Raw genomic sequence first — 15,565 nt, 5'->3', positions numbered from 1 at the left:
CAGTTAAGACTTTGCCGTTATTTGCATTATAACTACGTGTTCATCTTTCCAGTCAGTTTTATCGCAATTTTTGTACTCAGCAATAGAAATAATTTCTTTAACTTTAATAACAGCAGCCTGCTTTCTATTCTTAAAATGTAAATCTAGCTTATCTTGCAATTCACCTTCTCTTTTTTCTATAGTTTTGGTGCTTGCTCTTGTAACTACAACTAAGAACGCTTTCTTTGCAGATTTTTTGGTTGAAGCAGAGCAAAACTCAGCGAGTCGCAAAACATCCTTAGTTGTTTTGTGAAGACCAAGCCTTCTCTTTATCTCTATGAGATGAGATAAATTTTTTTGTTGAGAAGTTCGAATGACTAAGTCTATTCTACCGTGCCGTGTAGACTCGCGTAGTGCTATACTTAGCTCTTCCTCGATCTCTTTAGTACTCATCTCTAGCTCAAATGAATAGCCCTGCTTTTTCGCAGATTCAGCTAACTTTACACTTAAATAATACTCAGGAAGCTCCCAAAGAGTTCGATCTAAATCCTTTAGCGCGACATTGGATATTTTCTTTACTTCTTCTGATAACTTAAATTTCATTCAACACTCAATATATTGATTTAATTAAGTTAAAGATAGCTGATAAAACACTTGCTGCCAAAGCGTTTCGCGTATTTGCATTCGTCTGACCTATACCTATATGCAAAGCGATTCGTTTTCTATATAGGGGTTTAAATTATAAGTTGCGGCACTGAAGCGATACCGAGCTTTTGCTGTGTCGTAGGGGATAAGTCTTGCCAGCGCTCGGCTAGCCAATCCACAAGTTGAGTTCCATTCATTAAGTTAACACTTAAACCGTCCGCGTGCTGTGTAACATCTTCAGTGAAATCACCTAATGATACTACCCATCGATAACAATCGTCTTTTCTCTCAACCTTTGCTATCTGGTCGATAGCATGCTTATCGGTGTAACCCACATGATCTTTTACTTGAATCAACAGCTCTTGCGTAATGAAAGGGTTGCGAGACTGGGCTTCTATATCAACATCTACGCCAACCTCGTGACTTTGCTTACTAGGTATAACAGCGGTGTAACCTTCAATTTCAAGCAATTCTTTTACAAGGTGTTCTAAGCCTTGCCCACCAGCTTCCAAATAATGATTTCTATTTCGAAGGTTATCTAACAGTTTTGCCTTAAACTGCTCTAATTTTTCCCCAGCATTTTTGTTAATTTTGGATAGGGCACCGCTACTCACATTATTTTTAATGTCGTTGTAACGCTCTATGATTTCGTCTTTAAAGTAGTCTAAGTCTGCAACGGTTAAACGTATACGCAGCCTAGATTGTAAACCTTGTTTCAGGTCTGTACGTGCGATAGAAATTGGCTCGTTTTCAGCATCGCAGGGAAACGTTACTTCTATTTGGTTTTCGCCCCACGGTTTGTCTGCGCAGAATCGTTTCTCGCCAGTAGCGATTCCTATGTATATACGGGCAGGCGCTGGCACCACGATGAAATCGCCTTGCTTAACTTCAATAAATCGACGCAATTGATTACCACTACGCCCCACACTTTGCTGTGTGCTATTGAGATGTTCATAGAACTCATCGGAAGTGGTAAAATTCCGAAGCTGAAATTGCCCCCACCCGATTCCAGCATATCCCTCGCTGATTAATTCAACAGGTCCCCTCATCAGGAGTACTTTACTATTTTCGAAATCAGGCCCCATACATCCCTCGTATTTTAGGTAAGTTATATCAATGTTTAGTTTAGAACATCATAGCAATCTAAAGTATTTATCCTTTATCCACCAACCCATTAAAAGCCTCAATCGCCCTATCAAAGCTTTCATTAGACACCTCGCGCTTTGGTTTTGCCACCCGCTTTTTTTAACACGCTAATTATTAGCGCTAATTGAGTTTATAATACCGGTTAAACAGTTTTTGAATTACATCGACCAACTTGAGTAGAACATGGCCCATAAAGTACGTTATAAGTTTAAAGGTGTGGCAAAAGAGATAAACTTTTCTTACAGCCGCCATCAAAATATGCATGAAGCCGTGGCCGAAGCTGAGGGAATAGATCTTTCCCAGTTCCTGCAAACTGAACAGCAACTTGCCGCTATCAGTAAAGACAAAAAAACCGTAAGAAACTTCAGAGATACCGAATTTGCAAAAATGGGGTTTTCTGATTTGTATTTTTTAAAAAACGGGCAAGAATGATGGTTGCGCCCTTTCAACACATACTAGGCCTTTGAACAAACTTGCTATTGGGGATTAACGGCCAAGCCTTAAAAAATGGAGGGCTCGATAGTGTTCAAACCTCTGACTCCGGAGTGCAAAGCTATCAATCAATGCTTTATGGGTTACCCTCAACCAACTCATGAAAAGCCTCAATCGCCCTATCAAAGCTTTCGTCATTATCGAAATAAAGCTGACTTAGTCGGCTTTTCTTTATTTGGTATGTCGCACTGGCAAAAGCTAGTGCTTCTCTAAAGCTGCTAAACTCTTGATTGAATACAGTGAATACCTCGCGCTGAGGTTTTGCCACCCGCGTAATACTCCCATTCACTTCATAATCGAACCCTGCAAATTGAAGACGAGAAAGGGTTTCTTTCCCCAAACGCATGCCGCCTTTTAGGCTTATTTGAAATGCCGCGTCCATTTCTTCAATTTCTTCCACACTCCAGTGGTTAAACACCCGAATGGCCTTTTTGTACTTTTCCGCCAACCGCTTTTTTAGCACCGTTATTCTGGGTTCTAGCGTGGCGTTGTTTTCATCTTTTAAAAGGTCAGTGCATTCGTTGCATGCAGGCACGGAAATAAAGTCGGCCTGTAGATGTCCGTCTTGCCAGTCGTGAATGAATTTTATGGGTGGAATAAAGTCTTGCCGTGCAGCTTCGCAGCCGCAGTAAATGCAGCGATTAAAATCAGCCGAATGTACCGCGTTTAGTGGCTGATAGAATTTCTGATAATTCTTAACTGACATTCTGCTACATACGTAAAGTTGAAAGGGTGCAAACGATTATTACGGTACCACAGTCGCTTTTGTAGGGTACGCTAATTGTGCTCAGCTAATACAAACGCCGCCCTTGTGCGGCGTTTGTTTCATTCAGATACGATAAAAGCTACAACCGCGACGGTCTACTGTGCGGGTCGCCCTCAACGTGGCCTTTTGGCGGTCTTTGTTTAGGCTTTGCAGCAATAGGTGTTTCGCCATCACTCTCTTCGCCTTCTTCATCAATATCCCATGTACCTTCTTCGCTCCACGGGTCGTCGTCGGGGAATTCCCCTATATTGATTTCTTTTACCGAGTAATCGGGCTGGTAACGCATGTCGTAATTGGCCGCCCGCACTATGGCAATACATAACATTAAGGCCACAGCTAATAGCGGAACGCCCCCTATTATCGACGCCGTTTGAAGCGTTTCTAACCCACCTACAAACATAAGCACTATAGGCATAAACGATAACGCGAATGCCCAGAACAAACGGTTCCAGCGCAATGGCTCTTCGTCTACTTCTTTTTGCACTACAGCTGCCAGAATGTAAGAAATGGAGTCGAAGGTAGTAGCGGTAAAGATTAGCGCTAACAAGGTGAATACAAAAATGACTATGTAGTCCAATGGCAGCGTGTGTAGCATGGCGAAAATCGCTGCCGTAGGGCTTTCTTGGTTAAGAATACTCACCACGTCTAGTTCACCCGAAAGCTGCAAATACAAGCCATAATTCCCCATTACCATGAAGAATAAAAAGCAGCCCATGGTGCCGAAGAACATGGAGCCCGCCACCATAGTGCGAATGGTTCGCCCCCTTGAAATACGCGCAATAAATAGCCCTACGCTTGGTGCAAATACCAGCCACCATGCCCAGTAGAATATGGTCCAGTCTTGAGGGAAATGCGTGTTTTGAAAGCCATTAAATTCGGCAAAAGGCTCTAGCCAGGTAGCCATTTTAATAATATTGCTAAGTACGCGGCCCAAAGCATCTAGGCCGGTATTGGCCATAAACAACGTAGGTCCCACAACAAATATAAATAGTAGCAACCCTATGGCCAGCCAAAAGTTAATGTCTGACAGCAGCTTAATGCCCTTCTTTAAACCTACATACGCGCTGTAACCAAAGATAGCAGTACAGGTTACAAGCACCAGAACTTGGGTGGTAAGCGATTTAGGTACGCCGAATAGTTCGTGCACCCCTTCGTTGATCATAGGCGCAGCCAAACCTAACGTGGTCGCCCCGCCGCCTAACATTCCGAAGATAAAGCTGATGTCGATAATTTTACCCAGCCAGCCGTGAGCCATTTTCTCGCCAATTACTGGCATAAGGGCTTCAGATATTTTAAGTACGCTGTGATTGCGCACATAGTAGAAGTACGCAATAGGTACGGCGGGAATGAGGTAAATTGCCCAGGCAAGCGGGCCCCAGTGGAAGATACCGTAGGCTGCAGCCCATTTTGCGGCTTCGGGGGTTTCACCTTCTATGTGAAACGGTGGCGCTTGGTAGTAGTACACCCATTCAATCATAGACCAATACAAAATAGACGCGCCTATGCCTGCACAAAACAGCATGGCAGCCCATGATACTGGCGAGAACTCGGGTTTCTCTTCCGGGTCGCCTAGTTTTATTTGCCCGATGTCGCTGAACATGATGTAAACCATGAACCCACCAGCGCCAACACCAAGCAAGAGGTATAAAACCCCAAGCTTACTGGTTACGAAGTCTTTTGCGACTGCCACCCACTGTGCGCCTTGGTCCGGCCAAATAATTAGAGGAATGGTGACAGAGAGAAGAAGAATAAGAGAGCCAAAAAAAGTGGGCTTGTCGATTACGCTAAACGCGCCTTCCTGTTTAATAATGGCCTTGGAGGAGGCCGCATCTCGGGTATTACTACTCATACACGATCCTTTGTTTTGTTTTTATAGATGCCTTATACGTTTGGCTTTAAACGGGCGATCTTAAAAAACAGTTTATCAGAATTGTGTTAGCTAATGGGTTGCTTCAAATCGATGTGCGTTTATTCATTCGTGCTTTGGTTGCTAGCATGCCCATGCCCAATGCGGCCATAGATACCGCAATAACGCCGTTTAGATAGTTGAAGAACGCATAGGGCACGTAATCGAGCACGTCAACGCCCAGGGTGGCAGAGTAAAACGCACCAGCCGTTGTCCACGGAATAAGGCCTGTGGTCATAGTGGCACCTTCTTCTACCGACCGAGATAGCACAGCGGGGTCAAGGTTCTGCTGTTCATATTTCGGTTTAAACAGCTGGCAATTCAAAATGATAGAGATATAGGCCTCGCCCATGGCCACATTGCCTAGAAAACCAGACGCAATGGTCACAGCAATTAGGGTTGCTGTGCGTTTTACCCGTTCAATAATGCCTGTCAGTAACGCAGCTAGAAAGCCTGCACCGTGCAGTATGCCACCCAATGCGATTGCCATTAAGGCGAGGAGCAACGTCCAGCTCATACTGCTGATGCCGCCTCGTCCTAGTAAGGCATCTAAATTTGCGATACCCGTATTTTGAGGGGTGTTTTCCCACAATGCGTTAAGCACGCTAATGGTATTGGTGTCTTGGTAGAAAATAGCAATGATAACGGCAAGCAGAATACTGCACGACATGGTTACTTCAGCCGGCACTTTCTTGATACTCATTACCGTAAGCAACACCAGCGGTAACAGTGTTATATAGGGTGCAAGGTTATAGTGACTGGCGAGTGCTGCTTTTATTTCAATTATTTCGTCAACATTTAAGCTTTGGTTTGCGTAGCTAACGCCAATTACCAAGAAAATTACAAAGGTGAGAAGAAAGCTAGGCAGTGTAGTTAGCAGCATGGCGTACATATGCCGATACAGATTGGTACCCGCGCTCATGGATGCGAGGTTTGTGGTATCAGACACCGGCGACATTTTATCGCCAAACGTCGCGCCACATACCACCATGCCTGCCACAATGGGCAGTGGTATGTTCATGGCAGCACCAATACCCATCAGCACTACTCCCATCGTGCCCACGGTTCCCCACGATGTGCCTGTAGCCACCGACATTACCGCACACAAAATTAATCCTACCGCTAAAAAAATACTGGGGTTTAACCAGCTTAAACCGAAATAAATTAGCGTTGAGATAGTACCGCTTTGCATAAAGCTGGCGATAACCATACCTATAAGGATAAAGATATAAATTGCCGGCATGGCCCGGGTTAGTGCGCTGGTCATTAAATCGCGGATTTGCAGGTACGTGTACCCCAAGCTAAAGGCATTGATACCAGCCCATAGCAAACACAGAAATAGTAATGCATGCAGGCTAATGCCCAGGCCAAACAATCCGCCTGCTATCAGTGCGACAATAACACCAAAACAAAGTAGTGACTGAGTAAAGCTTGGGCGTTGAATAGACTGCGGCGACATTATAGGCACGTTGATACGCTTTAAAATGAACTAGTGAAAAACAGTATAACGACTTTGCTATGCGTTGGAATGACTTTGATGTTGCATTGGATTGGACGTTAGAGTTGCAGGCACGTCTAAGGTAGGCGTGCCCGATTCTGATATAGAAAGGCTGAAGGAGATTATTCCTTCATAGGTCACTAGAAAAGGAAATGGCCCGCCCTAGAGGATTCGAACCTCTGACCTCGGCCTCCGGAGGGCCGCGCTCTATCCAGCTGAGCTAAGGGCGGATCGTGCTTCGGTTGTAATAACCGTGTACGTTCGCAAAGAAAAAATACGCAGCTAAATGTACGCTGCAAACGGGGCGTAATAATACTTACGCGGTGGGTTAGCTTCAACTCATTTATTAAAATCTCTTTAGGTGGCTTGGAACAAGTGTTAAAAATCCTTACTTTTTATGGGTAATTGGCTTCAAATAGTTGTTCAACCCCAATTAACCGTTATAATCTGGCCAGTTATATTTTAAACAAATTCATCATTGCCTGGAGACAGATGTGAAATTAAAGACTTGGTTAACTGTTGCTGCTACTGCGCTAACTGTTTTTGCAGCACAAGCACAAGAAATGAGTAACGATGAAATTGCCGATCGCATTAAGCCGGTAGGTCAGGTACACGTTGCAGGCGCAGCGGCTGAAGGAAGTGCTGGCGCAGCTGGCGGTGCAAAGTCTGGTGAAGACGTTTACAACTCTGCATGTGTTGCATGTCACTCAGCAGGCGTTTTAGGAGCTCCTAAAGTTCACGTTGCAGCAGACTGGCAACCACGTCTAGATGAGCGCGGTCTTGATGGCGTATGGCAAAACGCATTGAACGGTATTAACGCTATGCCTCCTCGTGGTACATGCGGTAACTGTTCTGATGACGAAATTAAAGCTGCAATCGAGTATATGATTGAAGGTATCTAATACCCGCTAAATCGTAACAACTTGATGGAAAAAGTAGCGTTTTACCCTCTAATCGGGTAATTTAACTCTTTGGGGAAACGTTACTTTTTTACTGGCGAGCGGAATGTCACAAGATTCGACGCAACATGAGTTGACGGAAGAAGAACTGCGCGAACTTATACCGCAGCTTCAGCAACTCACTGACAAGTACAAGCGCGCTGAACGTGTTCAGAAGGCGCTTTTCGACATTTCTGAACTTGCCAGTTCTGTAAGTCACCTTAATCGCCTTTATTCCGCTATTCATGAAATCATTGCCGATTTTATGAATGCCGATAACTTCTTTGTCGCCTTTTACGAACCCGACAGTAACGTTGTCGATTTCGCTTACTTCATTGACGAATTCGACGAACAAACCGTTCGCCAGCTCCCCGCTGAATCGTTAATGGACGGCATGACCGGTTACATTCTCAAAACCGGCGATCATCTATTTTACAAACGTGACGATGAAGAAAACTTTGCCTCTCAGCATGATATAAAGCTAGTTGGCTCGCAGCCGTTTGAGCTGCTGGGCGTGCCCCTTAAACGAGGAAGCCAAGTCATAGGTGCCATGGTAGTGCAAACTTATGATGAAGGTGTGCACTATACGCAAGAAGATTTAGAAGTACTGCTGTTCGTTTCTCAACACATTGTTACCACGGTTGATAGAGTAAAAAACCGTGAGCTCACTGAACGCACCATCCGCGAACGCACCCGCCAACTGCGAAAAATTAACGACGACCTTCAAGAAGAAATATTAGAGCGCCAAAAAGTAGAGTCGCTACAGCAGGCTTTATTCGAGATATCTGAACTGGCGGCTAACCTTGAAGGCGATATGGATGTGTTTTATTCCAGTCTGCACGAAATTTTAGCCAGGCTAATTAGCGCACCTAACTGTTACATTGCCATTCTTGATAAGGAAAAAGAGCTACTCGCATTCCCGTATTTTAGTGACGCACAAGAAAAGAACATAAGTTCAAGGCCTTTGGGGCTTGGTCTAACTGAATTCGTATTGCGAACGGGGCAAGCTGAGCTGGTCAACCCGCCCAGAGTATTAGAGCTTGCAGAGTCTGGCGATTTGGATGTGTCGGTTGCGCAAACCATGCTAAACAGTGCGAACTCGTGGTTAGGTTCGCCGCTTGTTGTAGATGGAGAAATAGCAGGTGTTATTGCCGTACAAACCTACGGTAAGCACGCTAAATACAATTCTCGTGACCAAGAGCTTTTGCGCTTTGTATCACACCATATTGCGGTAGCCATTGAACGTAAGCGCAATACCGAGTCGATGCAGCGCTATAACGTTGAGCTTGAGGAGCGTGTTAAAGAACGCACAGCCGAGCTAAACCGTGCTAATAAGTTCTTAAAGCAACAAATTGAAGAGCGTAAAGAGATTGAGCTTAAGCTTATTCACGATGCGCATCACGACTCGTTAACTGATTTGCCTAACCGCGCCATGTTCACTAGTCGCCTAGAGCTGGCTATTGCCAGTAAGCAGCGTTACAGCGAAAACATGTTTGCGGTGCTGTTTATCGACCTAGATCGCTTCAAGGTTATTAACGATACCCTAGGTCACCACGCCGGCGATGAGTTCTTAATTGAAGTAGCTAGACGTATTGCGCTATGTATTCGTGGTCACGACCTGCTAGCGCGCTTAGGCGGCGATGAGTTTGTTGTACTGCTTGATAACTTTGAAGATGAAGCAGACGTAGAAGAAGTGGCTAGCCGTATAATTTCATCTATTTCCGAACCGTTCTTGCTTGATGGTCGAGAGATGTATTCAGGTGCAAGTATTGGTATTGCGCACTTAGAAACCTACTATCGCGCCGCTGATGAAGTGCTTCGTGATGCCGATGCAGCCATGTATCAGGCGAAAACGCTAGGCCGCGGACGCTTTGTTATGTTCGACAAGAGCATGCGCGACAGGCTTATTGAAGAACTTGAGCTTGAAAATGAATTCAGACGTGCACTGCGCGAAGAAGAGTTCGATTACTTCCTACAGCCCGTTATAAAGCTTAATGACGACAGCACACTGTATAAAGAGATGTACATTCGCTGGTCGCACCCTGCCTACGGCAAGATTGCCAGAGAGCAGTTTAGACAAGTGGCAGAACATAGTGGTCTTACGCTAGATTTAGACTTGTTCCAGCTAACCAAAGCCTGCGAGCTGTTAAACCACTATAAAAATACCGACGACCCGATAAATAAAATAGCGGTTAACGTTTCAATTAATCATTTGCTACAGGCATCTATGGTAAACCAGATGATTAATGTGATTGAAACATCAGGTATTACGCCTAGCCAGCTAGTATTTGAGTTTGATGAAAACGACTTAAATCGCCGCTCTCAGTTCATTCTTCCTGCTATTAAGAAATTAAAACGTGCGGGCGTAACTTTGGTGCTGGATAACTTTGGAAGCGGATTAGCTTCATTGAGTTATTTGTTTGCCTACCCCTTCGACTTCATCAAAATTGATCATCGCTTTGTTAAGTCACTGCCTCGCTCTCAACGAAACTTAAAACTTATTCAGTCTGTCATGCTTATTTCAGAACATTTGAAGTTTCAGGTTATTGCTGAAGGCGTAGACTCACAGGCGCAGCTAGATGCACTTAATGAAATTGAATGCATTTATGGTCAAGGCAAGGTATTGAAGCACGCCAAAGTGCTGGATATGACGTCGCTAGCAAGCTGATAGTTAGTACTTACTTGCCAGCGTAACCTCGCCTCAATTAGCAGACTACTTTTTCCCTAGTATATCTCGTAGATTAGCAATTCCCACCTGTGCCTTTTGCTGGCGCTCTTCTTTTGTCGCCTTCGGTTTCTGATTTTCCCACTGTAAATCGTCTGGCGGCAGTTCGAATAAAAAGCGGCTTGGCTCTGGGTTAATCACTTCACCAAATTGTCGACGCTCTTTAGCAAGGCTGAATATAAGCTCGCGCTGGGCGCGAGTAATTCCCACATAAGCAAGTCGGCGCTCTTCTTCTACGTTGTCTTCGTCAATGCTGCTTTGGTGCGGCAATAAGCCTTCTTCCATGCCCACTAAAAATACAATAGGAAATTCCAAACCTTTTGAAGCGTGTAGCGTCATTAATTGAACTTGATCCCCTTCCCCGTCGTCTTCGCCGCGCTCCATCATGTCGCGCAATATCAGACGGTTCACCACTTCGGTTAAGGTCATGGGTTGGTCTAGGTCATTACCTTCCAGCATATCGTTAACCCAACCGAATAAGGTACTTACGTTGGCCATGGCCATTTCGGCGGCTTTGGGGCTGGCGCTGGTTTCATATAGCCATTCTTCGTAGCCCATAGTGCGGATCATGGTGCGAACCGCGTCAGCGGTGTTGCCACGCTCCGCGTTGTCCGATAGCTCTACTATCCAGCGGGAAAAGGTAGAAACCGAATGAAAGGCTTTATCGGGCAACACGCTATTTAAGTTAGGGTGCGTCGCCGCTTCGAACATAGATACGCCCAAGCTATTTGCAAAGTTACCCAGTTTTTCTAGCGTAGCGCGGCCTATACCGCGCCCAGGCGTGTTAATAATGCGAAGCAAAGCGTTATCGTCGTCCTGGTTCACTAACAACCGTAAATACGCCATGATGTCCTTCACTTCGGCACGACCAAAGAACGACATACCGCCGCTTATTTTGTACGGAATGCGGTTACTCATTAACAGCTTTTCGAAAATACGACTTTGGTGATTCCCGCGATACAATATGGCGTAGTCTTTAAACTGGGTGCGGTTCATGAACTTATGCGCCAGCAGTTCTGCCACCACGCGCTCACCTTCATGCTCTTCGTTCTTCGCCTCTATCACTTTCAGCGGCTCGCCGTACTGCAGCTCTGAGAACAGGGTTTTATCGAACAAATGCGGATTGTTCTGAATAAGAATATTCGCGCAATGCAGAATACGGCCTGACGAGCGGTAATTTTGCTGTAGCTTAATGACGTTTAAGCGCGGAAAGTCTTGCTGTAACAGGTGCAAATTCTGCGGCTTAGCGCCACGCCATGAATAGATAGACTGGTCATCGTCGCCCACCACGGTAAAGCGCGCACGCTCACCTACTAATAGCTTTACCAACTCGTACTGACTGGTATTGGTATCTTGGTACTCATCCACCAGCAAGTAGCGAATCTTGCTCTGCCATTTGGCTCTTATTGCTTCGCTACTTTTTAAAAGCAATGTAGGTAATAAAATTAGGTCGTCGAAGTCTAGCGCGTTATATGCCTTAAGGTTGTCTTGGTAACGCTTGTAGGCTTCTGCAAACTCTCTCTCGCCCGTGCTGGTTGCTGATTTTAATAAAGCATCAGGCAAGATAAGATCGTTTTTCCAGTTCGAGATGCAGCTTTGTAAAAGCTGAAGCTGATCTTTATCGCCATCGAGGGTGTCGGACGTCAAATCGTTAAGCAACGCGAACGAGTCTTTATCGTCGAATAACGAGAAACCTGGCTTTAAGCCAAGATCTTTCACATGCGCTTTAATAATGGTTAAGCCCATGGTGTGAAAGGTCGATACTTTTAACCCGCGTGCTTCTGGCTTACCCAAGGTTTGCGCAACACGTTCTTTCATTTCACGTGCTGCTTTGTTGGTAAAGGTAACCGCTGCAATATAGCGCGCTGGCATATCGCAGTTTCTAACTAAATGAGCAATCTTGTTGGTAATTACACGGGTTTTACCACTGCCCGCCCCTGCAAGGACCAAACATGGGCCAGACACATAGGTTACGGCAGATTCTTGAGCTTCATTTAGTTTCATTTAATACCTAAAACAACGTACATTTTGGGCGCGACACACTTTTCATTGCATGTCGTGTCGATACCGATAGAATAGCTTTCACATTTTGAGCTGCGCATTATAAGGGAATTCCATGTTGGATCCGAAGAAACTCGAAGATTTAGCGAAACAAATTGCTGATGCCGTACCACCCGGCGTTAAAAACATGGCTGAAGAAGCCGAAGGTCGAGTAAAGGCGGTATTGCAGTCGCAGCTGTCTAAACTAGATTTAGTCACTCGCGAAGAGTTCGATATTCAAAGCCAAGTACTTATTCGTACTCGCGAAAAGCTAGACGCAATGGAAAGCCGCATTGCTGAGCTTGAAGCGAAGCTAGCGGAAAAGTAGGCGTTCAAAGCTCACAGAAACTCAAAAAGCGCCTTTATGGCGCTTTTTTTGTGGCTGAATACCATTAACAATGGTTTGTATTGGGCTAGTTACTTTTTCAGTTACACCAAATAAAAATGCAGTGCCGTTCCTAGCGTGATGGCTAAACCAATATAGTGATTTTCAATAAACGCGGTGAAGCAGCCTTCACGCTGACGGCGTTTAATAAGCTGATACTGGCGCACGCATAGCAGAGCCGAAAACAGCACGGCTAAGTAGTAAGGCCAGGTTGCGTTAATAGCACAGCCTATACACCACAGAATGGCAAGGGCAACGGCCTGTAGCAGCATGACTATGAGCACGTCGTTTTTTCCAAACAATATGGCCGTAGACTTGATGCCTATTTGTAAGTCGTCATCGCGGTCTACCATGGCGTACATGGTGTCGTAAGCTACCGTCCATAGTAAGTTAGCAATAAACAACCACCAGCCGTATGTTGGTACTGTTTCTATCACAGCCATAAACGCCATAGGAATGGCCCAACCGAACGCGGCACCCAATACCACCTGCGGTAAATTGGTGTAACGCTTCATAAAGGGGTAGCTTGCTGCCAGGAGTAAGGCTACCACCGACAACGCTATGGTTTGCCAGTTGAGAAATAACACTAAGACAAATGCTAAAGCGATAAGCGCAGCAAAAAGTTGTAGTGCTTGTTTGGCCGACACTTCTCCGGTTGCAAGAGGACGCTGGGCAGTGCGCTTTACGCTACCGTCTACTTTTCTGTCTGCATAATCGTTAATCACACACCCGGCTGAGCGCATGACAACTACGCCTGCCACAAAAATGAGCGTAATGCCTAAAGGCGGTAAACCTTGTGCAGCCATAAGAAGCGCCCACAACGTAGGCCACAGCAGCAAGTAAATACCGACTGGTTTATCAAGGCGCATAAGTCGCGCATAGGCGTTCCAATTGTGCTTCATAACTGTTTTTCGCTTTCCTTTTCGTTTTTAGCAGAGCGGCTATAGGCCGGTGAGAACGGAAGAAATACCTCTGCTACTATCATGCTGTAGTTGCCTAACGTAAACAACGAGCGCCTGCCCCACAAGGTTTGATTACTGTTAATACCAAACTGCGAAGCTGGCACTGTACACAGTTGAAACTCTGAGCGTGTAAAGCGCTTATCGTTAAACAAACGTTTTCCTAAAGGCTCTCGACCAAGATCTGAAAGTTCGCTGTCAACAAAGGCTTGAGGGATGATAGAACGTGCAAACACCCATGGCTTATGATCGCCACATAGGAGAATTTCTCGCGCTTGATAATGGGTTTCACCGTTGTCGAGTAACAACGACAGTTCATTGTCGTGAGGAATCTGCTCGTGCTGGCCAATAAGCTCTAGAGAAAAGTGGTTGCTTAAAGACTGTACTCGCTCGGTTAACGACCCAGTGTCTAACAGCCAGTTTTTTAGCTGTGCATTAGGAATTGTGATGCCAGAAGGTGCTTGCCAGTCAACCGCCAAACCCACTGGAAAAGTGGCATTAAAACTCACACGAAAAGCCCGAATTATGAATCCGTTAGTATGATAACACGTCATGTTCAATTATTTTCATTCGGTTAAACTTTTGCAGTAGTGTGTTTAATCAGAGTTTTGCTACACTACCAAGTGAATTTATTACTTTGGTGTTTCGGACTTCACTATGCTTAAGTCTTTAGTTTTACGCGTATTTGCGGTTAGTTTTTTCGTTCTTGGTTGTAACGCAGCAGTGGCGCAAGACAAGGCCAACTATGCTTATTTGGGCTTAGAGCCAGAGATTGTTACCAACTACATTAGCGATAGCGCACAAAAGCTTGGCTATGTACGCGTGTCAGTTGAATTGATGATCCACGATGTTAATCAGCTTGAAATTGCTGAACACCATATGCCGTTACTTCGCTCTACTGCCATCGAAATATTCGGCCAGCAACCGGCAGAGAAAGTTAAATCACTAACTGGTCGTGAAGACATTCGCCGCGCTATTCTTAAAGCGTTGCAAGAGCACATGAAGCAAGAGACAGGCGGCGAAGTGGTGAAGAACGTTATCTTCACCAAATACTTATACCAAGGCGGTTAAAAGTAGATAACGGGCTAAAAGGCTAACGTACGCCTTTTAGCTACATAAAACGCCACTAGCGTTTACCCGACCCAAGGCTTAAGGCCCCGGCGAGCAAACATCCAGAAATAAGCCCCGCTGTATGTGCAGCATTTGCCATGTTTACCCACAAAATATCGGCATAACCTAGTACCAACCACACCAACATAAAGCCCACAATTGAATTTGGCAGCGACAAGCCCCAACTTGGTCGCAACCAGCCTAGCCACCACACAAAGCCCATTACGGCATACACCACACCAGACAAGCCGCCAAACAAGAACAGATTGCCTTGCACAGGGTCACTAAATAGGGCTTGTGCGGCGTTCGAAATAGTGGCCGACACTAAGAACACTATAAGCAGCATGCTCATGCCAAGGATGCGTTCAATTTTAGCTCCCAACATGCCCCACCACAGTAGATTAAATATAATGTGTAGTGCCGAAAAATGAATGAATGCAGGGCCAAGTAATCGCCACCATTCGTGATTTTGCGACAAAATGGAAAATGGCTGCATCAATAAATGCTGTGCGATAGGGGCAAACAGCCCAAACAACGACAGTAAATAAACCGCAACACACAGAATAAATACCACCGAGGTAAAAGGCGCTTTCACAGCATCGGCAATGATATTACCCATGGAAAAGCCATTACCCGAAGGTGCCAGCCGTACGTTCTTGCCATTATCCCATGCGGCTTGCTGGTACTTCGGATCGGTAGGGTTTGCCAAAAAGCCATCCGCAATAATTTTTGCGCGGTCGAGATGGTCGTGATTATCTAATACCACCACGAACTCTTTATCGTGCTGTATTACAGCGGCCTGAATGTGCTGACTGGTTAAATAATTGGCGAGAAGATGTGCAGGACTTTGCTGATTGAACGCAATTAAAGGATGAGCCATAAGCTAGTTGTTACCCCGAAGCAGAAGAATATGAATGCGATATGACATATACCAAGGGCGCGGTATATAACCTCTTTATACTGAAATACTTCAGTA

Annotated in this window: 14 protein-coding genes and 1 tRNA gene; 5 read left to right on the top strand and 10 right to left on the bottom strand. The window is 45.2% G+C overall.

Annotated features, from left to right (window positions below):
- Window positions 1-3: 3 nt before the first annotated feature.
- Entirely contained in the window at window positions 4-582 is a 579-nt protein-coding gene (locus ACFI6L_RS07830) for a hypothetical protein (protein ID WP_462573718.1), read from the bottom strand.
- A gap of 131 nt (window positions 583-713) precedes the next feature.
- Window positions 714-1,709 (bottom strand): restriction endonuclease, encoded by a 996-nt coding sequence (locus tag ACFI6L_RS07825; protein ID WP_462573717.1) that lies wholly within the window; start codon window positions 1,707-1,709, stop codon window positions 714-716.
- 244 nt (window positions 1,710-1,953) lie between these two features.
- Here ACFI6L_RS07825 and ACFI6L_RS07820 point away from each other — a divergent pair, with 244 nt between their 5' ends.
- Window positions 1,954-2,202 (top strand): DUF2960 family protein, encoded by a 249-nt coding sequence (locus ACFI6L_RS07820; protein ID WP_014947779.1) that lies wholly within the window; start codon window positions 1,954-1,956, stop codon window positions 2,200-2,202.
- A gap of 136 nt (window positions 2,203-2,338) precedes the next feature.
- Here the strand turns inward: ACFI6L_RS07820 and ACFI6L_RS07815 are convergent, their stop codons facing one another.
- From ACFI6L_RS07815 to ACFI6L_RS07800, 4 genes are all read right to left on the bottom strand, one after another.
- Entirely contained in the window at window positions 2,339-2,968 is a 630-nt protein-coding gene (locus ACFI6L_RS07815) for a hypothetical protein (protein ID WP_462573716.1), read from the bottom strand.
- 139 nt (window positions 2,969-3,107) lie between these two features.
- Window positions 3,108-4,877: a BCCT family transporter gene (locus ACFI6L_RS07810; protein WP_462573715.1), complete on the bottom strand. Its 1,770-nt coding sequence runs from the start codon at window positions 4,875-4,877 to the stop codon at window positions 3,108-3,110.
- 103 nt (window positions 4,878-4,980) lie between these two features.
- Window positions 4,981-6,393, bottom strand: a complete 1,413-nt coding sequence (nhaC, locus tag ACFI6L_RS07805; protein WP_462573714.1) for a Na+/H+ antiporter NhaC — start codon at window positions 6,391-6,393, stop codon at window positions 4,981-4,983.
- Between the two features lie 192 nt (window positions 6,394-6,585).
- Window positions 6,586-6,662, bottom strand: a tRNA-Arg gene (locus ACFI6L_RS07800).
- 264 nt (window positions 6,663-6,926) lie between these two features.
- Here ACFI6L_RS07800 and ACFI6L_RS07795 point away from each other — a divergent pair.
- Window positions 6,927-7,334: a c-type cytochrome gene (locus tag ACFI6L_RS07795; protein ID WP_014947775.1), complete on the top strand. Its 408-nt coding sequence runs from the start codon at window positions 6,927-6,929 to the stop codon at window positions 7,332-7,334.
- 103 nt (window positions 7,335-7,437) lie between these two features.
- Entirely contained in the window at window positions 7,438-10,038 is a 2,601-nt protein-coding gene (locus tag ACFI6L_RS07790; protein ID WP_014947774.1) for a sensor domain-containing phosphodiesterase, read from the top strand.
- 45 nt (window positions 10,039-10,083) lie between these two features.
- On the opposite strand, the gene rep is transcribed toward ACFI6L_RS07790, so the two are convergent.
- The gene (gene rep, locus ACFI6L_RS07785; protein WP_462573713.1) at window positions 10,084-12,099 is read right to left on the bottom strand and encodes a DNA helicase Rep; all 2,016 of its coding nucleotides are present in this window, start codon (window positions 12,097-12,099) and stop codon (window positions 10,084-10,086) included.
- Between the two features lie 112 nt (window positions 12,100-12,211).
- Here rep and ubiK point away from each other — a divergent pair, with 112 nt between their 5' ends.
- Complete coding sequence (ubiK, locus tag ACFI6L_RS07780; protein WP_014975278.1) at window positions 12,212-12,463, top strand: ubiquinone biosynthesis accessory factor UbiK; 252 nt, start codon at window positions 12,212-12,214, stop codon at window positions 12,461-12,463.
- A gap of 101 nt (window positions 12,464-12,564) precedes the next feature.
- Here ubiK and ubiA read toward each other — a convergent pair whose 3' ends face one another.
- Window positions 12,565-13,422, bottom strand: coding sequence for a 4-hydroxybenzoate octaprenyltransferase (ubiA, locus tag ACFI6L_RS07775; protein WP_462573712.1), 858 nt, complete (start codon window positions 13,420-13,422; stop codon window positions 12,565-12,567).
- A complete protein-coding gene (locus tag ACFI6L_RS07770) occupies window positions 13,419-13,988 on the bottom strand; it encodes a chorismate--pyruvate lyase family protein (RefSeq protein ID WP_462573711.1) in 570 nt (189 codons plus the stop codon). Before ACFI6L_RS07770 ends, ubiA begins: the two co-directional genes overlap by 4 nt.
- Window positions 13,989-14,136: 148 nt before the next feature.
- Between ACFI6L_RS07770 and ACFI6L_RS07765 the strand changes: the two genes are divergently transcribed.
- A complete protein-coding gene (locus ACFI6L_RS07765; protein WP_014977897.1) occupies window positions 14,137-14,550 on the top strand; it encodes a flagellar basal body-associated protein FliL in 414 nt (137 codons plus the stop codon).
- Window positions 14,551-14,605: 55 nt separating this feature from the next.
- On the opposite strand, the gene glpG is transcribed toward ACFI6L_RS07765, so the two are convergent.
- Window positions 14,606-15,469 (bottom strand): rhomboid family intramembrane serine protease GlpG, encoded by an 864-nt coding sequence (glpG, locus tag ACFI6L_RS07760; RefSeq protein ID WP_456251976.1) that lies wholly within the window; start codon window positions 15,467-15,469, stop codon window positions 14,606-14,608.
- Window positions 15,470-15,565 lie beyond the last annotated feature (96 nt).

Source organism: Alteromonas sp. G4i35, assembly GCF_054960375.1.
Note: the sequence above shows the minus strand (reverse complement) of the source record. Positions and strands in the feature narration are given on the sequence as shown.

What these genes read in the sequence shown, in the direction of transcription:
- ACFI6L_RS07830 (WP_462573718.1), bottom strand. Translation starts at nt 582, where the DNA reads ATGAAATTTAAGTTATCAGAAGAAGTAAAGAAAATATCCAATGTCGCG.
- ACFI6L_RS07825 (WP_462573717.1), bottom strand. Translation starts at nt 1,709, where the DNA reads ATGGGGCCTGATTTCGAAAATAGTAAAGTACTCCTGATGAGGGGACCT.
- ACFI6L_RS07820 (WP_014947779.1), top strand. Translation starts at nt 1,954, where the DNA reads ATGGCCCATAAAGTACGTTATAAGTTTAAAGGTGTGGCAAAAGAGATA.
- ACFI6L_RS07815 (WP_462573716.1), bottom strand. Translation starts at nt 2,968, where the DNA reads ATGTCAGTTAAGAATTATCAGAAATTCTATCAGCCACTAAACGCGGTA.
- ACFI6L_RS07810 (WP_462573715.1), bottom strand. Translation starts at nt 4,877, where the DNA reads ATGAGTAGTAATACCCGAGATGCGGCCTCCTCCAAGGCCATTATTAAA.
- nhaC (WP_462573714.1), bottom strand. Translation starts at nt 6,393, where the DNA reads ATGTCGCCGCAGTCTATTCAACGCCCAAGCTTTACTCAGTCACTACTT.
- ACFI6L_RS07790 (WP_014947774.1), top strand. Translation starts at nt 7,438, where the DNA reads ATGTCACAAGATTCGACGCAACATGAGTTGACGGAAGAAGAACTGCGC.
- rep (WP_462573713.1), bottom strand. Translation starts at nt 12,099, where the DNA reads ATGAAACTAAATGAAGCTCAAGAATCTGCCGTAACCTATGTGTCTGGC.
- ubiK (WP_014975278.1), top strand. Translation starts at nt 12,212, where the DNA reads ATGTTGGATCCGAAGAAACTCGAAGATTTAGCGAAACAAATTGCTGAT.
- ubiA (WP_462573712.1), bottom strand. Translation starts at nt 13,422, where the DNA reads ATGAAGCACAATTGGAACGCCTATGCGCGACTTATGCGCCTTGATAAA.
- ACFI6L_RS07765 (WP_014977897.1), top strand. Translation starts at nt 14,137, where the DNA reads ATGCTTAAGTCTTTAGTTTTACGCGTATTTGCGGTTAGTTTTTTCGTT.
- glpG (WP_456251976.1), bottom strand. Translation starts at nt 15,469, where the DNA reads ATGGCTCATCCTTTAATTGCGTTCAATCAGCAAAGTCCTGCACATCTT.